This window comes from Nostoc sp. LPT (assembly GCF_017115165.1).
In the GTDB taxonomy this organism is placed as follows: Bacteria; Cyanobacteriota; Cyanobacteriia; order Cyanobacteriales; family Nostocaceae; genus Nostoc.
On sequence record NZ_JABXKF010000064.1, the window covers coordinates 33153 to 48885 of the forward strand.

The following is a 15733-nucleotide window of genomic DNA, read 5'->3' on the forward strand; positions in this document are numbered from 1 at the left end:
CAAATATTGGAATCATTTAATATTAATTATTATAGTTAATTATCTTCTACCTTAAAACACCAACCTTGCATTTCTATAACTTCTTTAATTTCAGTTTCCAATATTTCAAAAGCAGACAAAGCCCGTAACGCTGAAAAATCATTGATGATTTCTGCTAGTCTGTGAACACATCCATTAAGCTTATCCGACGAGAATTGCTTGAGCCGCCGACCTGTTAACCCACTAGCTTTGCATAAAAGTTCATGAAGAATATCTTTAGGATCAGGTAATTGTTCAAGTTTATGAATATTTGGCAATTCTAATGGCTCACGCCCACTAGGATTACCCGCAGCTTTCCGTAGAGCAGCTTCGTCAAATAAAAGCCAAGCTTCCTGCATACGTACAGGAATAACACAAACATGAGGTGGTACTGCCAGTGATTGTTTAACTACTTCTACTGCTTCTCGAATTTCAGCCACACGATTTTCGCGTGGTTCTTTTTCTGCATCTTGATGAATAAATAAAAGATCACAAGGATAGAGTTCTACGCTCTCGATGATAAGTGGCAATAACTTTTTAGGTGGTTTAGGTAAGCGTCGCAGATCAGCCCAATTAGATTGAATAGCACACTCAACCTGATTTACCCGTAATAACCAATTGAGAATAGGCATCAGTGCTTTGTCTGAGCTACCGTCAGACAGAAAGGTGTAGCAAAGTTCTTTCATGTCAATTGAGTAGGGAAACCAGGAATTAGTGGTTGAAGATCATTTCTATCTATAACTCGGCGTTTTGGGGTTGGTATTAGTTTTGATTTTTGAGAGCTTTTTACCTCTCCATTGCTATCAGGCTCTAATTTCTCAATTACTACCGGATTTAGATAAGCAAGAAGTTTCTCTTTAGGGACAACATTTGTTTCTTCTGGCTCTTGCTCTCGCCAAGTATCAGGAAGACAACCAAAAGAAACACGCTTAAACCGTTTTCCTGAAAGTACTGTTTCCTTTAATTCAGCAACTAATAAGCTTTCATCAGGTACTTGCATCACTACAGATGGTGAGTGAGTGTTAATAATCACTTGGCGGAGTGGGTTATCTATACCAATAGCTTCATTAATATCAGTGGCAATGTCTTGAAGCAATTTCAGTATTTTGGGAATACGCTCAGGATGAATGCCGTTTTCCGGTTCCTCTAAACACAAAAGACCTTGTGCTTGTGAGTCTAATTCTAAAACTGCCAAAGCCAAAAATCGTAGGGTTCCATCTGATAACGCCCTCGCTGGATGTGAAGTACCATCTCTACCAATCACCATTAATGTGAGGAGTTCCCTACGTTCATCTCGATCAATCCCTACTTCACCCACATCATCAATTAGTTCTGCTAAAAGATTAGCAACTTGGCTGTAAACTTGTGCTTCGGCCTCATCCTCAGAAACTCCATCTAGAGAATAATTTTTATTTAACCTTGCTAAGTGATAGAGTGTTGCAGCCAAGTGAGAACCATCCATGTCTAATTTTGTAGGCGCTGTAAATTCGTCTGGTTGACGTAGGGCTGAAGGTTCTAATTGAAGTAATCGCCAAGATTGCATTTCTCTTCGCGCTAGTAAGGCTGTTGGACTTTGAGCAGCATTAGCAACAGAAAGTACTGTTCGAGGCAGATTTGCAGCTAGTCGAGATAGAGGTTTTCCTTTGATACCATCTTGATGTAGCTTAATGACAGTCTTATCTTTATCAGTCTCAGTTGAAATAAATGGTGAAGTTCTTTTTCCCTTAACTGCGGATTTACGCCACTCAACACTGTGAGGAAACAATAAGTTTTTTCTAGCATCACCAAGGTTAATGTGAACTAATTCTTCTTTAATGATTTCTAGCGATCCTAAAGACCGTAAACTATGATCTGAACGGTAAGCTAGAGTCAGAGAGTAACGAAGAAAGGTAATACTAGCTTTTGCCTGTTGTCCTAAATCATCTACGCCTTCCTCCGGTACTATCATTTCTGCTTCAAATAACATTTTATCTGCATATTCATCATCAACTCGGTGGAATAAACTACGCACATCAGCTGTTCGACCTTCTTCATCTCGCACAGATAAGGCAGCGTCAATTAGGGTTCGATCGGCGATCGCACTCAAAAACCTAATAGCATCAAATAAGTTAGATTTACCGACCCCGTTAGTTCCGGCTACACAGGTAAATGGGCCGAAGCGAACATCAACATCGACGAGGTTCTTAAAACCAGAAACTTTCAACCTAGTTAGCATAATATTCCTCTGTTGGCAGAAAACATTGCAAATGTGCCAAGCAGACGTGGCTCACAAACAGAGTAGACCCTCTTCTTCTAGTTTGACTGTACAACCTGAGAGATTTTGGGTCTGGTTGGATAAAACCTGCTTATTATTGTGATACCCGCAACTAGCTCAATCAGCTGTTGCGCCTCTAGCAAAGCTTTTTTTCTACAAACGCGATGTATAAATTGCCTCTCTATGAGAAAAATGCATCAAACCGTCTTTCTACAATCCTGTCAGCCCAAACTGGTAAATGCTAAGACTACAATTTATCTTTTTTTGCCAGGAGGTGAATTGCGCTGAGTGAGGTTATCAATTTGTAATTGTTGCCGTCCGTTGGTGATAACTCGCAACATCTCTTTAAGATCCTGCTCGATATTTCCCAAAATGCCATCGGCATAAGCATCAGCACCATCTTCAATTTCTTGAGCCTGAGCGATCGCAGTTTGTCGCATCAGCTCTAACTCTTGCTGACAAGCATACCGCTTGCGGTCAATCTCAGCGAGGGTTTCTTGCATTATTCCCTCACACTCTTGTTGCACTTGTCGCCGCAGTTGTTCAGCTTCTTGTTCTGCCTGGTGAATAATATCGCTTTCAGCTAAAATTTGCGCTCTTTTTGCTTGTGCAGCCTCAACAACCTGCTGTCCATACTCTTCCGCTTCCAGCAGAATTTCGTTCTTTTGGTCGAGAACTGCTGCTGCTTCTTGAAAAAGCGATGGTAAAGCCAGCCGGATGTAATCAAGCTGATCTAGCAGCTTTTCTTCATCTATGAGTGTGCGTCCCGTCAGCGGAATTCTGAGACTAGAGAGAACCATTTCCTCTAGGCGGTTGAGTTCCTGCTGAATATCTATGCTTCCCTCTCCACCGAGATATTCTTGAGAGGGAGGATTGCTTCCGTTGAGATTGGGTTCAACATTGGAGATTTCTGATTGTAGCATTGGTATATATCTAGGGCAATGTGTGGGGGAACGAGATGATCGATAGAGCCACCAAACCTTGCAATCTCTTTTACCACACTACTACTTAAAAAACTATACTCATTTGAGGTTGCGAGAAAAACTGTTTCTATTTGGGTAGAAAGAGTTTTATTGGTGTGAGCCATTTGCAGTTCCACTTCAAAATCTGACACAGCCCGTAAACCCCGGATCAAAACTTGTGCTTGTTGCATTTGAGCATAATTGACGGTAAGACCATCAAAGCTGTCTACTTCTACATTCGGTAGATGTTCTGTAGAAAGGCGGATCTGATCTAGCCGTTGCTCCACACTAAAAAGTGGCATCTTGTTAGGGTTACGTAGTACGGCGACAATCACCCGCTCAAACAGTCGACTACCGCGCCCGATGAGATCGAGGTGTCCCAAAGTAATGGGGTCGAAGCTACCAGGATAAATAGCAATCACAATTTTAAATATATCAAAGTTGTTTAGGTGATTATATTGAAACCATTTTGTGTAACTTACTCAAATCTACCATCTTGCGCTCTCGGTAAGGATGGTAAAGTCAATTGTTTTAGTGGCACAAGTTATGCTCAACTAGGCGTTAGGAACTAGACTCCTAAATATGAATACTGGATTTTTACCTACGTCCCCACAATGTTGTGGAAGATTCGAGTGTAGTTACAGTATTCAAGACACAAGAAACTCCGTACTTAGTAAAGTGCGCGGGTAGTTAACGAACTTTTCTAGGTAATTTTTCATGGCACTGGATTTTCCCACTTTGCCCTTGGCGTTTCAATTTACTTCTCCAGGACCGATTCTGGTGAAAATAGGGCCACTAAGTATTCGTTGGTATGGCTTGTTAATTGCCACAGCAGTGTTAATTGGCGTCATCCTTTCCCAGAATTTGGCAAAGCGCCGTAACGTTAATCCTGAGTTGCTAGGCGATTTGTTCTTTTGGTTGTTGATTGGGGCAATTCCTGGCGCACGACTATATTACGTTTTTTTTGAATGGTCAAAATATGCCCCAACTCCAGGAAAAATTTTTGCGATCTGGGAAGGAGGTATTGCCATTCATGGAGCGATTCTTGGTGGCGTTGTGGCTGCGTTAATTTTTGCCAGAATCAAGCAGGTTTCTTTCTGGCAACTGGCAGATTTAGTAGCACCTTCGCTGATTTTAGGGCAGGCGATCGGACGTTGGGGCAATTTCTTTAATTCTGAAGCTTTTGGCGATCCCACTGATTTACCCTGGAAGCTCTATATTCCACCAGACCATCGTCCTTTAGAATATGTTAGTTTCGATTATTTTCATCCCACCTTCCTCTACGAATCTCTATGGGATTTAATGGTGTTTGCGCTACTAATAACGTTGTTTTTCCGGTCTTTATCCGGTAAACCACGTCTGAAGGTCGGCACACTGTTTCTAATTTACTGGCCAGCATACAGCTTAGGACGCTTGTGGATTGAAGGCTTTCGCACTGATAGCTTGATGCTGGGGCCATTACGGATGGCACAAGTAGTCAGTAGTTTAGGAATTCTATTGGGATTAGTTGGATTAGCTTGGCTTTACTTACTCAAACGCCCTTTACCCGATGTAGTTCCTACTCTTAAGGGGAATGGGGAGACTGGGAGATGAGGAAGTAGGGGGAGATGAGGGGGACAAGGGAGACAAGGGAGACAAGGAAGATAAATAACCAATCCTCCATCCCCAATACCCAATGACTAAAAAATAAAAAATGCCCCAGAGTATTCTCTAGGGCTTAACCAGGGTGCATCTACCATTACTCTCTACTAGGGAAAAAGGGTGAATCCGGAAAGATACTGAGAAAATATCAAAAAATTTTTTTGAGGGATTGCCGTGGGTTCTTTTAAAAGTGAATATACAGAAAGTCCAAGCTATAAAAAAACACTATATACTGTAAAACCATCTGTGTATATTGTCGGCGCAGGCCCTGGAGATCCTGACTTATTAACCGTGAAGGCGCAAAAATTACTGGCTGTTGCTGATGTAATTTTATTTGCTGATTCTTTAGTACCCGAACAAATTTTAGAACTTTGCCGAAAAGATGCCGAGATAATTAGAACTGCGAATCAGACTTTAGAAGAAATTTTGGCGATTATGATCGATAGGGTACGATCGCAGCACAAATCTCTAGTCCGTCTCCATTCTGGCGATCCTAGTCTCTATAGCGCCATTCACGAGCAAATGCATCTTTTAAGAGAGGCAAATATTCCTTTTGAAGTCATACCTGGTATTAGCGCCTTTCAAGCTGCTGCTGCCAAACTTAAAGTAGAACTGACTGTCCCTGGTTTAGTCCAAACGATCATTCTGACACGCATCAGCGGACGTACAGAAGTCCCTGCCGCCGAAGAATTAGCCACTCTCGCGGCACATCAGGCTAGTCTCTGCCTGTATTTGAGTGCGGGTCACGTCGAAAATGCCCAAGCTAAACTACTCGAACATTATCCAGCCGAAACCCTGATTGCGATTTGCTTTCGCATTGGATGGCCCGATGAAAAAATCAGGGTTGTCCCCCTGAATCAAATGGCAGAATGTACTCATCAAGAAAAACTCATTCGCACTACACTTTATATAATTAGTCCAGCACTTTCGACAGCAACAGGGCGATCGCGTTTATATCATCCTGAACATAGTCATATATTTCGCTCATCTGATCACGAAATACAAGATACAGCATAAATCCAAGGCGAGTGCTTAATAATTAACTGGCTAAAAACGCCAGTTTTTTTTATAAGTAATGCCAAATTAAAATCGATATGCTTGCAATAGACATGAGTATTATTCCTTAGATAAGATGATTGTTATCTGTATTTAACGCTACAACAATAAATTTTCTGTAAATTCACAAAGTATTTCGATAAAAATTGGCTTTTTAGCCCACATTCGGCATCCCATCTGCCAAAATCGGTAATTACTGAGTTGAACCCCCTTGTATCTAGACCTTACGGTGTACACAAAAGCTGACCCAGAGAGTTTCCAGTCAAAAAAGTTGTATTCAAACTGTTTAAGCCCACGACAGGAATAAAATATATAAATAAATATACCACGATAGTTGGTATATTTTTATAAAACTGTTTAATTGATTACATTTATAGCTATCAGTACGTGATAAGTTTAACAGCAATTTCTAATAACTAGCCTCTAAAGAGCCATTTAGTACCAGAAGAACAAAAACTTTTACTTTTCAAAATTTTCTAGCATTTTTTCTGCAATTATATTTAGATTGCTATTTGGTAGGTGCTTGTATTTTTGATTAAAAATCTTGTTATATAACTGATGACATTAATCCTATCATTATACGATTATTGGAAACTATTTAATGAAGAAGAGCCAATTTGGCAAAATGGCGATTCTGATAATTTCGACCTAACACGCAAACTTCAAATTATATATGGTGAAGGGTTTCACCGAGAAATTCATCTACGAGATGATGTACTTTTAAGTATCTACAACTATCAATCACAAAAATCAATAGTTGTAGAATCTCCTGTTAGAGGACACATGATAGAATTTCAACTTTTGCCTTTGGCAGGTTCTCAAGCTCAAAACATTAGTAGCAGAGTAGGACAATACTTTTTGAGCGGTAGTGGAATGGCTCTTGAGTCTACTCATTTCCACAATGAGTTTTTTGGGTTGGTAGAAGTCGGTATTCATATAAAACCAGAAGTTTTTTACTCATTTGTTGCAGATATCTCTGGAGAAATTCCGCCAGAGTTAAAACATTTATTTAGACGTTCGGATCAACCCACTTATGAGCGTTATGGTATCCAAACTCCAGCAATGCTTTTAGCAGTGCAGCAAATTATTCAATGTCCCTACCAAGGCATGACTAAGCGAATATATTTTGAAAGCAAGGTTTGGGAATTAGCAGCATTAATAATAGACCAAGAGTTACAAATCAATCAAGGTAACTTAATAACGACTACGCTTAAATCTTCTGAGATTGAACGTATTCGTAATGCTAAAGAGATTTTATTGAAACATATACATAATCCACCTTCTCTGATACAGCTAGCACGACAGGTGGGGCTGAACGATCGCAAACTTAAACAAGGCTTTAAGCAAGTTTTTGGCACTACAGTCTTTGGCTACCTACATAACCACCGGATGGAACTAGCTCAAAAGCTACTGATGGAAAGAAATATGAATGTTACAGAAGTAGCCAGAACAGTAGGTTATGCTAGCTTACCTTCATTTAGCTATGCCTTTTATAAAAAGTTTGGGGTAAATCCCAAGTCATATCAGACAAAAAAAGTCCGTCTCGAATAAAAAAAAGTCCGGCTCGAAGAAAATGCGATCGCTCCGGGTATTGTATTCTTTAGCAATCACTAAGTTGGTATAAATACATTTTTTCACCAGCTAGGTTGGTAAATAACATATAGAGACTAAGGATTTCCACTATGAGTTTGTTTGAAATAGTACACCACGGGAAAAATAAAGCTACCTTCGGGTTCACCATCTGAAATCAGTAAAAAGCCTGTTAAATCAGTGTTCTTGCTTTTTATTTTTTACTTTTTTATTTGGTGTGTTGGTTTGGAGTGTATAAAAAATGCATTTTCATCTTCTATTTGATGTTAGTAGCTTGTTAATAACAGTTTTTTCTATCACTGTAGCTGATGCTGAACAACTATTATCTGAAAAATCTAACGTTTCAAGTGAAGTCAACAGTAAAATTCACTCCGCCAGTAAGGTGCAGGTTTATAAAACGAGTGCAAAATATTTGTTGAGGACACCCAGAAATCAGAATTTTGTTCCTCAATTAAATGGCAGTCGCTACAACGGGGGGAACCCCCGCAACGCGCTGCCTCGTCAGGCAACTACGGATGTGGTGTCAGTGACAGATGTAAAGGTGAATACCACCGATAAAGGAATAGAGTTAATTTTAGTCACATCTAATTCTGTTAAATTGCAAGTTTCGCCGAAAATAGAGGGCAATTCATACATTGCAGATATCCCTAATGCTAAGTTACAGCTTGCAAGTGGAGATTTTCGGCAAGAGAAGCCTTACCCTGGAATTGCCCTAATCACAGTAACAAATGTAGATGCAAATACTTTGCGGGTGACGGTAGTAGGAGAAACAAGTATACCTGTTGTCAAGTTATTTGATAGTCAGACTCAGGGTTTGGTATTTGGAGTAAGTGCAACACCATCGACTGCACAGCAACCAACAATACCGCCACAGCAACAACCCCCAACTGAGGAGAAACAACCACCAATTGAGTTAGAAGTGACTGCACCGCCAGACACCTATCGGGTTCCAAATACAAGTATTGGTACAAAAACAGATACGCCACTGCGCGATATTCCTCAATCAATTCAGGTGATACCTCGACAGGTTATCGAAGACCAGCAACCGCGTTACCTAGTTGATGTACTTAGAAATGCTGGTGTCTCAAAGGGCAACCTCACATCTCAAAGTGCAGATACTTTTGTCATTCAAGGCTTTGATGCCAGAAGTAATTTATATAGAAATGGAGTCAGAGACCGCCTTTCAAATGAGAATATTTCAACTTCAACTACCAATATAGAGAGAATAGAAGTCCTTAGAGGACCAGCCTCCGTGCTTTATGGTCAAGGCAGTCCTGGAGGCACAGTCAATATAATCACAAAACAGCCTCTTAGTCAACCCTACTACGCCTTTGAGGTTAGACGGGGCGGCTACGAACTTTTTCAACCATCGCTTGACCTTTCCGGTCCGTTAACAAAAGATGGTAATCTCTTATATCGTTTGAACACTTCTTATAGAACTACAGAAGACTTTATTGATTTTTTTAAAGAAAAACGCTATTTTATATCACCCGTAATCGGTTGGCAGATTGGAAAGAATACAAATTTGACTTTCGATGCAGAATATCAAGATTTACAACAAACAGGAATGAGTGCTATTCCCCAACATCCTGCTAGTGGAAGTGTACTTCCTAACCCCAATGGTAAAATTCCTATCAGTCGTTATTTAGGAGAACCTGACGATTTCTATAATAGTCAGCAAGGTCGGTTTGCCTATAACTTTGAACATCGTTTTAGTCAAAACTGGTCTATTAAAAACTCATTTCAATATGCATTTTTAACCTATGACTTAAAGAGTACATTTATTAACAGTCCTATACAAAGTGATAACCGTACAGTCTTAAGAAGACAAAGTACTTACCGCGATCCGTTGCATCTTGACAGTTATGCTTTAGACACTAATATTGTTGGTAAATTTAACACTGGTAGTATTAACCATCAAATATTATTTGGGTTTGATTTATTAAGACAAATTAAACGACGACCTGGTTTAAATCAAAGGAATGCTAGTCCTATTGATATCTTTAATCCAGTGTACGGACAACCCTTGGTGGGTTCTGTGATTCCAATTTTTGATGACAAAACAAGAGATGATTCTTTAGGCTTTTATATTCAAGACCAAGTTAAATTCAATAACCTGACACTAGTTGTCGGAGGGCGCTACGATTGGGTAAAAAATGAAGTTAATAGTTTTATTACCCCTGGAACGACTAGCCAGTCAGACTCTGCATTTAGTCCCCGTGTGGGTATTATCTATCAACCCATAGTGCCTGTCTCTCTTTACGCTAGCTACAGTCGTTCTTTTGAGCAAGTAACTGGTACTACCAGAGATGGTAGTCTGTTTAAACCCCGTCGTGGAACTCAATATGAAGTGGGTGTCAAAACTGATTTATTCGATAATAAACTGTCAGCGACACTTGCTTTATACGAACTAACTCTCACCAACGCTTTAACTGCTGATCTCAACAATGTAAGCTTTAGCGTGCAAACGGGAGAGCAAAGAAGCCGAGGTGTAGAACTTTCGGTAGCAGGAGAAATCCTTCCTGGTTGGAATGTAATTGGCTTCTATGGTTATACAGATGCGCGCATTACCAAAGACAACCGAATTCCAATTGGTAATAAACTGTTCGCTGTACCAGAGAACTTTTTTAGTTTACAGACAACTTATATTATTCCTAAAGGAGCTTTCAAGGGTTTTGGCGGTGGTATCAGTTTTAATTATGTTGGAGAGCAGGAAGCAGACAATTTGAATACATATAAATTACCAAGTTACTTTCTTACAGATGCAGCTTTGTACTACCGCAATAATAACCTGAGTGTCGGACTTATTTTTAAGAACTTATTCAACGTTCAGTATTACAATCCAAACGTTGTCACACGGGTTGATCCTGGTCGTCCGTATACAGCAGAGTTAACTGTGAAGTGGGAATTTTAATCAGAAATTACCATGATAGATTTGAGTGTGATTTGTCAAGCGAGAATGGAGTTTATTCCATATCGTTGGGTAAAGTTAGAAAATCTTATTTCTGTTAACGAGAGGCTCAACTTGGCTTCTAACTTTCCTGAAGAACGATGGTTCCACGAATTTGTGACTCAAGATTCTAGAGTGTTGGCAGGGCCTATCTTGAGTGAGAAGATAGGTATTCTTGAAGCACCTCCTTTTCATCCAGTCTGGCAAACACTAATTGCTTCACTCTGCTCAAGAGAGTATCGTACTGCACTGGAAGAACTAACTGGCTTGAACCTTAAAAACCACCATTTGCAATTTGCTTTCACTCGAATGAATTCAGGACACAAGGGTAGTTCTCATGTAGATAATCCAGCAACTGTCAAATTAGTGCAGCTTTTATACTTTAATGAAGAATGGGAACATTCCTGGGGAGGGTGTCTGCGAATTCTCAAAAACGAAAATCCTGAATCAGTATTTCAAGATGTTCTACCACTACTTGGTTCCTCAGTTATCTTGATGCCAGATGAAAAATCATGGCATACAGTGACTACAGTTAAACCAGAAGCTTTGCGGGCGCGACTAGCCCTGAAAATGACATTTTTTCCAGATTCTTTTGATATGACACAAAGCTATGAGATGTATAAACAGATGGGGAGATGTGTTTACAAACTTTCCTAAAAGATGTCGTTTTCTCAAGCAGGTTTTTCCTAATTTGTCTGGTTCTGGTGTTGAGTGTTTGTGCTTGTAGCAACTTTCATGCAGAACCAAAACTTTTGTCAGTTACACCCTCTTCAAATACTGTTCGTGTAGTCAAACACGCTTTAGGTCAAACTCAAGTTCCAATTCATCCCCAACGAGTAGTTGCACTCGATCCTGTGGTTTTAGGAACTCCTTTAGCATTAGGTATTAAAATAGTAGCTGCTCCTAAGCAATTTCTTAAACTCTTAGCGCCAGAAGACCAACCCCAGGATGTTCAGGATATTGGCTTTGTGCCTCCTAATTTAGAGAAAATCTTAGCTTTAAAACCAGATTTAATTTTAGGTAGTATCACCTTTCATCAAGAAATTTATCCGTTGTTATCGCACATCGCTCCTACGGTCTTGGTAAATAATAAAAGTATTCCAAACTGGAAAGATGTTTTTATACAACTTTCTGATATTATGGGCAAGAAAGAGGAAGCTGAACAAGTTTTGTCCCATTATTATGACCGGTTGAGAAAGTTCAGAACTGTTATGGGTAAAAGACTTCCACAGACTCAAGTATCGCTGTTGCGCCTAACACCACCAGATTCTATACGGTTTTTTACAAAAGAAGGCTTTGCTGGAAATATCCTTGAAGATGCTGGTTTAGCGCGTCCTGCTTCTCAAAACTTAGATCCTCAAGCAACGCTAAAGAAAAGAGGAGGCGGGCCGATTGCTTATGATCTCTCTAATGAACTTCCTCAAGAAGCGGATGGAGATATTCTATTCTTGATAATGTCAGACCCCAAAAATACTGATTCACAGAAGACTCTCCAGCGCCTCCTATCGAATCCACTTTGGTCAAAGTTAAAAGTTGTCCAGCAAGGTAAGGTGTATGTGGTTGGGGATTATTGGGGTTGCTGTGCTTCTATTTCCGCTAACCGAGTAATTGATGATTTGGAGCGATATTTGATTGCAGATTGAAATTATTCTAATGTTTTGCGATCGCCTAGCCATAGCTGATGAAGCACTTAAGAGCGATCGCCCCCTGAAGGCTACAATTGTATAAAAATAAATAATAGGTTCCTCTAACCTTCTAAACCTACTATCTCTTGAGCAAAAATCCAGTACTATGCCTTTAATCAAAGTGCAAACTTCTGCATCGGCTCCTGAAAAAGCTGAAATTGAGTCAATGCTTTTAAACCTATCAGCCAAGTTAGCGAAACATTTGGGAAAACCAGAATCATATGTAATGACTGCTTTTGAACCGGGAATCCCCATGACCTTTGCAGGGAATACAGACTCAGTTTGCTACATTGAAATTAAGAGCGTTGGCACGATGAAGCCAGAGCAAACCGCAGCAATGAGTCAAGACTTTTGCCAGCAGATTAACCAAACTTTAGGTGTGCCGAAAAATCGTATTTACATTGAGTTTGCAGATGCTAAGGGTGCAATGTGGGGCTGGAACGGCACAACTTTTGGCTAATTCCCCGTCTTCTTTAGTCAAGACTAACTCGCTCTAGCAGGTGTAGGATAGAGATCCAACATCAACTCGCGATCTTTTTATGTCTGCTACGCCTCTTGTATCTCAGGTTGACTTCAACTCAGAAAAATCAGAATTAATCCCTCCCCTTCTAGGTGCTTCTCTGGCGGAGTTAAGCACTTGGGTGCAGCAACAAGGACAATCGGCTTACAGAGGAAAGCAATTGCATGAATGGATCTACGACAAAGGGGTGCGATCGCTAGCTGATATTTCTGTCTTCTCCAAGCAATGGCGCAAAGAAGTAGCAGAAATCCCCATTGGGCGCTCAATTTTACATTACCGCTCTGAGGCTGCCGATGGTACGGTGAAATATCTTTTACGATTAACAGATGGGCAGATTATTGAAACTGTAGGCATCCCCACCTTCGCAGAAAGGGGAGAAGGCCCAAAAGCCCGTCTGACAGTTTGTGTCTCTACTCAGGTAGGTTGCCCAATGGCGTGTGATTTCTGCGCTACTGGTAAGGGAGGCTACAAACGCAACCTAGCACGGCACGAAATTGTCGATCAAGTGTTGACTGTGCAAGAAGATTTTCAGCAACGGGTTAGCAATGTGGTGTTTATGGGACTGGGTGAACCGTTGTTAAATACTGAGAATGTCCTAGCAGCCTTGAAATCCCTGAATCAAGATGTCGGTATTGGGCAGCGATCGCTTACAGTTTCTACAGTGGGGATTCGCGATCGCATCCGTCAGTTCGCGCAAAATAATTTGCAAATCACTCTGGCTGTGAGTCTCCACGCCCCCAACCAAGCACTACGCGAAAAACTCATCCCCAGCGCCCGCGCCTATCCTCTAGAAGATTTACTGGCTGAATGTCGGGAATATGTGGAAATCACTGGACGCCGCGTTACTTTTGAATATGTTCTCCTTGCTGGTGTTAACGATTTACCAGAACACGCATTAGAACTTTCAAAATGCCTGCGAGGATTCCAAAGTCATGTAAATTTGATTCCTTACAACCCCATCCAAGAAGTAGACTACAAACGCCCCAACCGCGATCGCATTCAAGCTTTTGTAAACGTTCTCAAGCAGCAAAATACTGCTGTTAGTGTCCGTTATTCCCGTGGTTTAGAAGCTGATGCTGCTTGTGGGCAACTAAGAGCAAGTAAGAATTAAATCTGTTGCAGTCAGTAAATTTAATTACTTTAATCTCACAGATATCTTGACGTTAGTCGCAATTGGTGCAAGAGGGCGGCGGTAGAAATTGTTATATTAAGGTTAAGCGATCGCTTAACCCAACCGATCACAAATAACTGTATGTTGAATCGATCATTGACGCTTAAACTATGGCTACTAGCGATTGTTCTTGCAAAAGCTCTGCCCATGAATTCTCCTGCTTATGGACAAATAATTAAACCGATTCCTCAGCAACCTGAGTTCTTTCAAGAAAGAATGAGACAACAACAAGAAGAACGAACTCAGCAAACACAAGAGCAATTGAAGGAAACATGGCTACGGCTAAACCTTCAACAACCACGACAACAACAACAACAGCAAGAATTTACACGACAACGGCAAGAACTAATACGCCAACAACAATTTAGACTACAACAGCAAGAAACAAGACTACAACAGCAACAATTTACACGACAGCAAGAATTAAGAATACAAAATCAACAACTCAGACAAGATCAACAAATTAGACAACAGCAACAATTTAGATTACAAGAACAGAGAAGACAGCAAGAACTTAGACAACAGAAAGAAAACCTGTGAAGTGTTCAAAATTCCTGTTGAACAAAAATTCAGAATTCAGAATTCTGAATAAGAAAGTGGGGAATACCCTGCGGCATCTTGCTACTGACTCGCCACTAATGTAAGTAAACCGCTAAATCTTCTTTTTCAGAGACGTGCAAAGGACGACTTAGCGTATTTATTAAACATATTTCTTCAGAAGTTCTCTATGAGACGCTGTACTATCCGCTAGTACTTCGACCCTTCTCTACGAGACGCTGCGCGTAGCTTGCTTCCACGTTCGCGGAGCGTGGCGTAGGCAAGTGGTACAACAAGCTCAAATCGCAAGTTCAGTAACCTTCCGACTCCAATTCATACTGAATTCTGATTTCTGACTCCTGAATTCTGTTTTGATAAATAACTTTATTTATTAAAAATTAGAGAAAATCTTCTCCAATTTTTAATTTTTTATTATTAACTATCGGTGTGCATGAATGCCAGGGGCATACGCTTCAATAACTTTGCCAGTGCGAGTGCAACTAATCATCAAATAGTCACAACTTGGGCATTGTGTCCGAGTTAATTGACTATCAAAAATATAATAACGCTCTGCATGACTACCACAATTTGGGCAGTAAATCTTTTGTACTGTCTGCATTTTAAAACCCCTGATTGTAATTATTTTTTATTTGGTAAAGCTACTAGTTAAACCAGGAAAAAATCTGGTTCGACCCAACTTAACAAATTGCTGTAATATTGGCTGATTATTTTAAACAAAACTTCAGCTTTGATAACTTTCCCATATCTTTATCTATTATTCGATAATTTCAGTGATTTTACCCTCATACTTTAGATACATAAATTATTTTTCAATTAAATGCTGCTTAGATATTTACTGATCCCTATGACTAATGCCTTGAGAGAGCCTTGTTTATAGTCATTTCAGACGAATACAAAAAAGCCGTTCTTGTATTCAAAAATTAATTCACATAAATTACTGTATATTTAGTAACAAAATATCTATCTTAAGATTTAGTTAATATTTGCTGACAAAATTTATGAGATCAAATTCTAATGAGATAATTTAAATAAAATTACCAAACTTTATGAGGAGCGGCTTTCTTTGGTCGAAACTTTGGGAGCCGCTTAAACTTCTCTCCAATGTCGGTAATTAAACCCGAATCTTAGTAGAGCAAAATCTAGTATCCTTTTGATAACTGGTCTGTTTTTGACATCTTGGAGAGAATTTAGTACGCACTAAAGTTTTCGCTTATAGTAACTCTCGTTTACGGGTGTACCTCACGTAAACGAGAACCGCTATAAAGGCTCACTACCTTCCCATTACTCAGTCCCTAGTACAACACGGCGTAAATAAACCACTCATATCA

At 40.0% G+C, this 15733-nt stretch carries 14 protein-coding genes; 9 read left to right on the plus strand and 5 right to left on the minus strand.

Annotated features, from left to right (window positions below; translation table 11 throughout):
* Positions 1-35 precede the first annotated feature (35 nt).
* From HWQ58_RS14865 to coaD, 4 genes are all read right to left on the minus strand, one after another.
* Entirely contained in the window at positions 36-704 is a 669-nt protein-coding gene (locus HWQ58_RS14865) for a hypothetical protein (protein ID WP_292863662.1), read from the minus strand.
* A complete protein-coding gene (locus HWQ58_RS14870) occupies positions 701-2233 on the minus strand; it encodes an AAA family ATPase (protein ID WP_292863665.1) in 1533 nt (510 codons plus the stop codon). The genes HWQ58_RS14865 and HWQ58_RS14870 overlap by 4 nt, the downstream gene beginning before the upstream one ends.
* A 293-nt stretch (positions 2234-2526) precedes the next feature.
* Positions 2527-3195, minus strand: coding sequence for a DivIVA domain-containing protein (locus HWQ58_RS14875; RefSeq protein WP_292863668.1), 669 nt, complete (start codon positions 3193-3195; stop codon positions 2527-2529).
* The gene (gene coaD / locus HWQ58_RS14880) at positions 3105-3656 is read right to left on the minus strand and encodes a pantetheine-phosphate adenylyltransferase (RefSeq protein ID WP_292863671.1); all 552 of its coding nucleotides are present in this window, start codon (positions 3654-3656) and stop codon (positions 3105-3107) included. Before coaD ends, HWQ58_RS14875 begins: the two co-directional genes overlap by 91 nt.
* A gap of 295 nt (positions 3657-3951) precedes the next feature.
* Here coaD and lgt point away from each other — a divergent pair, with 295 nt between their 5' ends.
* From lgt to HWQ58_RS14925, 9 genes are all read left to right on the plus strand, one after another.
* Positions 3952-4827, plus strand: a complete 876-nt coding sequence (lgt, locus tag HWQ58_RS14885) for a prolipoprotein diacylglyceryl transferase (RefSeq protein ID WP_292863674.1) — start codon at positions 3952-3954, stop codon at positions 4825-4827.
* A gap of 222 nt (positions 4828-5049) precedes the next feature.
* The gene (gene cobM / locus HWQ58_RS14890) at positions 5050-5892 is read left to right on the plus strand and encodes a precorrin-4 C(11)-methyltransferase (protein ID WP_292863677.1); all 843 of its coding nucleotides are present in this window, start codon (positions 5050-5052) and stop codon (positions 5890-5892) included.
* Between the two features lie 597 nt (positions 5893-6489).
* On the plus strand, positions 6490-7482 hold the full coding sequence (locus HWQ58_RS14895; RefSeq protein ID WP_292863680.1) for an AraC family transcriptional regulator: 993 nt from the start codon (positions 6490-6492) through the stop codon (positions 7480-7482).
* Between the two features lie 280 nt (positions 7483-7762).
* The gene (locus HWQ58_RS14900; protein ID WP_292863683.1) at positions 7763-10435 is read left to right on the plus strand and encodes a TonB-dependent siderophore receptor; all 2673 of its coding nucleotides are present in this window, start codon (positions 7763-7765) and stop codon (positions 10433-10435) included.
* Between the two features lie 12 nt (positions 10436-10447).
* Positions 10448-11128: a 2OG-Fe(II) oxygenase family protein gene (locus tag HWQ58_RS14905; protein ID WP_292863686.1), complete on the plus strand. Its 681-nt coding sequence runs from the start codon at positions 10448-10450 to the stop codon at positions 11126-11128.
* 95 nt (positions 11129-11223) lie between these two features.
* Positions 11224-12114 (plus strand): iron-siderophore ABC transporter substrate-binding protein, encoded by an 891-nt coding sequence (locus HWQ58_RS14910; protein WP_292863689.1) that lies wholly within the window; start codon positions 11224-11226, stop codon positions 12112-12114.
* A gap of 148 nt (positions 12115-12262) precedes the next feature.
* Entirely contained in the window at positions 12263-12616 is a 354-nt protein-coding gene (locus HWQ58_RS14915; protein ID WP_292863692.1) for a phenylpyruvate tautomerase MIF-related protein, read from the plus strand.
* A gap of 79 nt (positions 12617-12695) precedes the next feature.
* Positions 12696-13787 (plus strand): 23S rRNA (adenine(2503)-C(2))-methyltransferase RlmN, encoded by a 1092-nt coding sequence (rlmN, locus tag HWQ58_RS14920; RefSeq protein WP_292863695.1) that lies wholly within the window; start codon positions 12696-12698, stop codon positions 13785-13787.
* A gap of 141 nt (positions 13788-13928) precedes the next feature.
* Positions 13929-14387, plus strand: coding sequence for a hypothetical protein (locus HWQ58_RS14925; protein ID WP_292863698.1), 459 nt, complete (start codon positions 13929-13931; stop codon positions 14385-14387).
* Between the two features lie 436 nt (positions 14388-14823).
* Here HWQ58_RS14925 and HWQ58_RS14930 read toward each other — a convergent pair whose 3' ends face one another.
* Positions 14824-15003 (minus strand): replication restart DNA helicase PriA, encoded by a 180-nt coding sequence (locus tag HWQ58_RS14930; protein ID WP_292863701.1) that lies wholly within the window; start codon positions 15001-15003, stop codon positions 14824-14826.
* Between the last annotated feature and the right edge of the window lie 730 nt (positions 15004-15733).

Excerpts from the sequence above, each read along its gene's own strand:
- HWQ58_RS14925 (WP_292863698.1), top strand. The coding sequence starts at position 13,929 with ATGTTGAATCGATCATTGACGCTTAAACTATGGCTACTAGCGATTGTT.
- HWQ58_RS14900 (WP_292863683.1), top strand. The coding sequence starts at position 7,763 with ATGCATTTTCATCTTCTATTTGATGTTAGTAGCTTGTTAATAACAGTT.
- HWQ58_RS14875 (WP_292863668.1), bottom strand. The coding sequence starts at position 3,195 with ATGCTACAATCAGAAATCTCCAATGTTGAACCCAATCTCAACGGAAGC.
- rlmN (WP_292863695.1), top strand. The coding sequence starts at position 12,696 with ATGTCTGCTACGCCTCTTGTATCTCAGGTTGACTTCAACTCAGAAAAA.
- lgt (WP_292863674.1), top strand. The coding sequence starts at position 3,952 with ATGGCACTGGATTTTCCCACTTTGCCCTTGGCGTTTCAATTTACTTCT.
- HWQ58_RS14915 (WP_292863692.1), top strand. The coding sequence starts at position 12,263 with ATGCCTTTAATCAAAGTGCAAACTTCTGCATCGGCTCCTGAAAAAGCT.
- HWQ58_RS14865 (WP_292863662.1), bottom strand. The coding sequence starts at position 704 with ATGAAAGAACTTTGCTACACCTTTCTGTCTGACGGTAGCTCAGACAAA.
- HWQ58_RS14930 (WP_292863701.1), bottom strand. The coding sequence starts at position 15,003 with ATGCAGACAGTACAAAAGATTTACTGCCCAAATTGTGGTAGTCATGCA.
- HWQ58_RS14870 (WP_292863665.1), bottom strand. The coding sequence starts at position 2,233 with ATGCTAACTAGGTTGAAAGTTTCTGGTTTTAAGAACCTCGTCGATGTT.
- HWQ58_RS14895 (WP_292863680.1), top strand. The coding sequence starts at position 6,490 with ATGACATTAATCCTATCATTATACGATTATTGGAAACTATTTAATGAA.
- HWQ58_RS14905 (WP_292863686.1), top strand. The coding sequence starts at position 10,448 with ATGATAGATTTGAGTGTGATTTGTCAAGCGAGAATGGAGTTTATTCCA.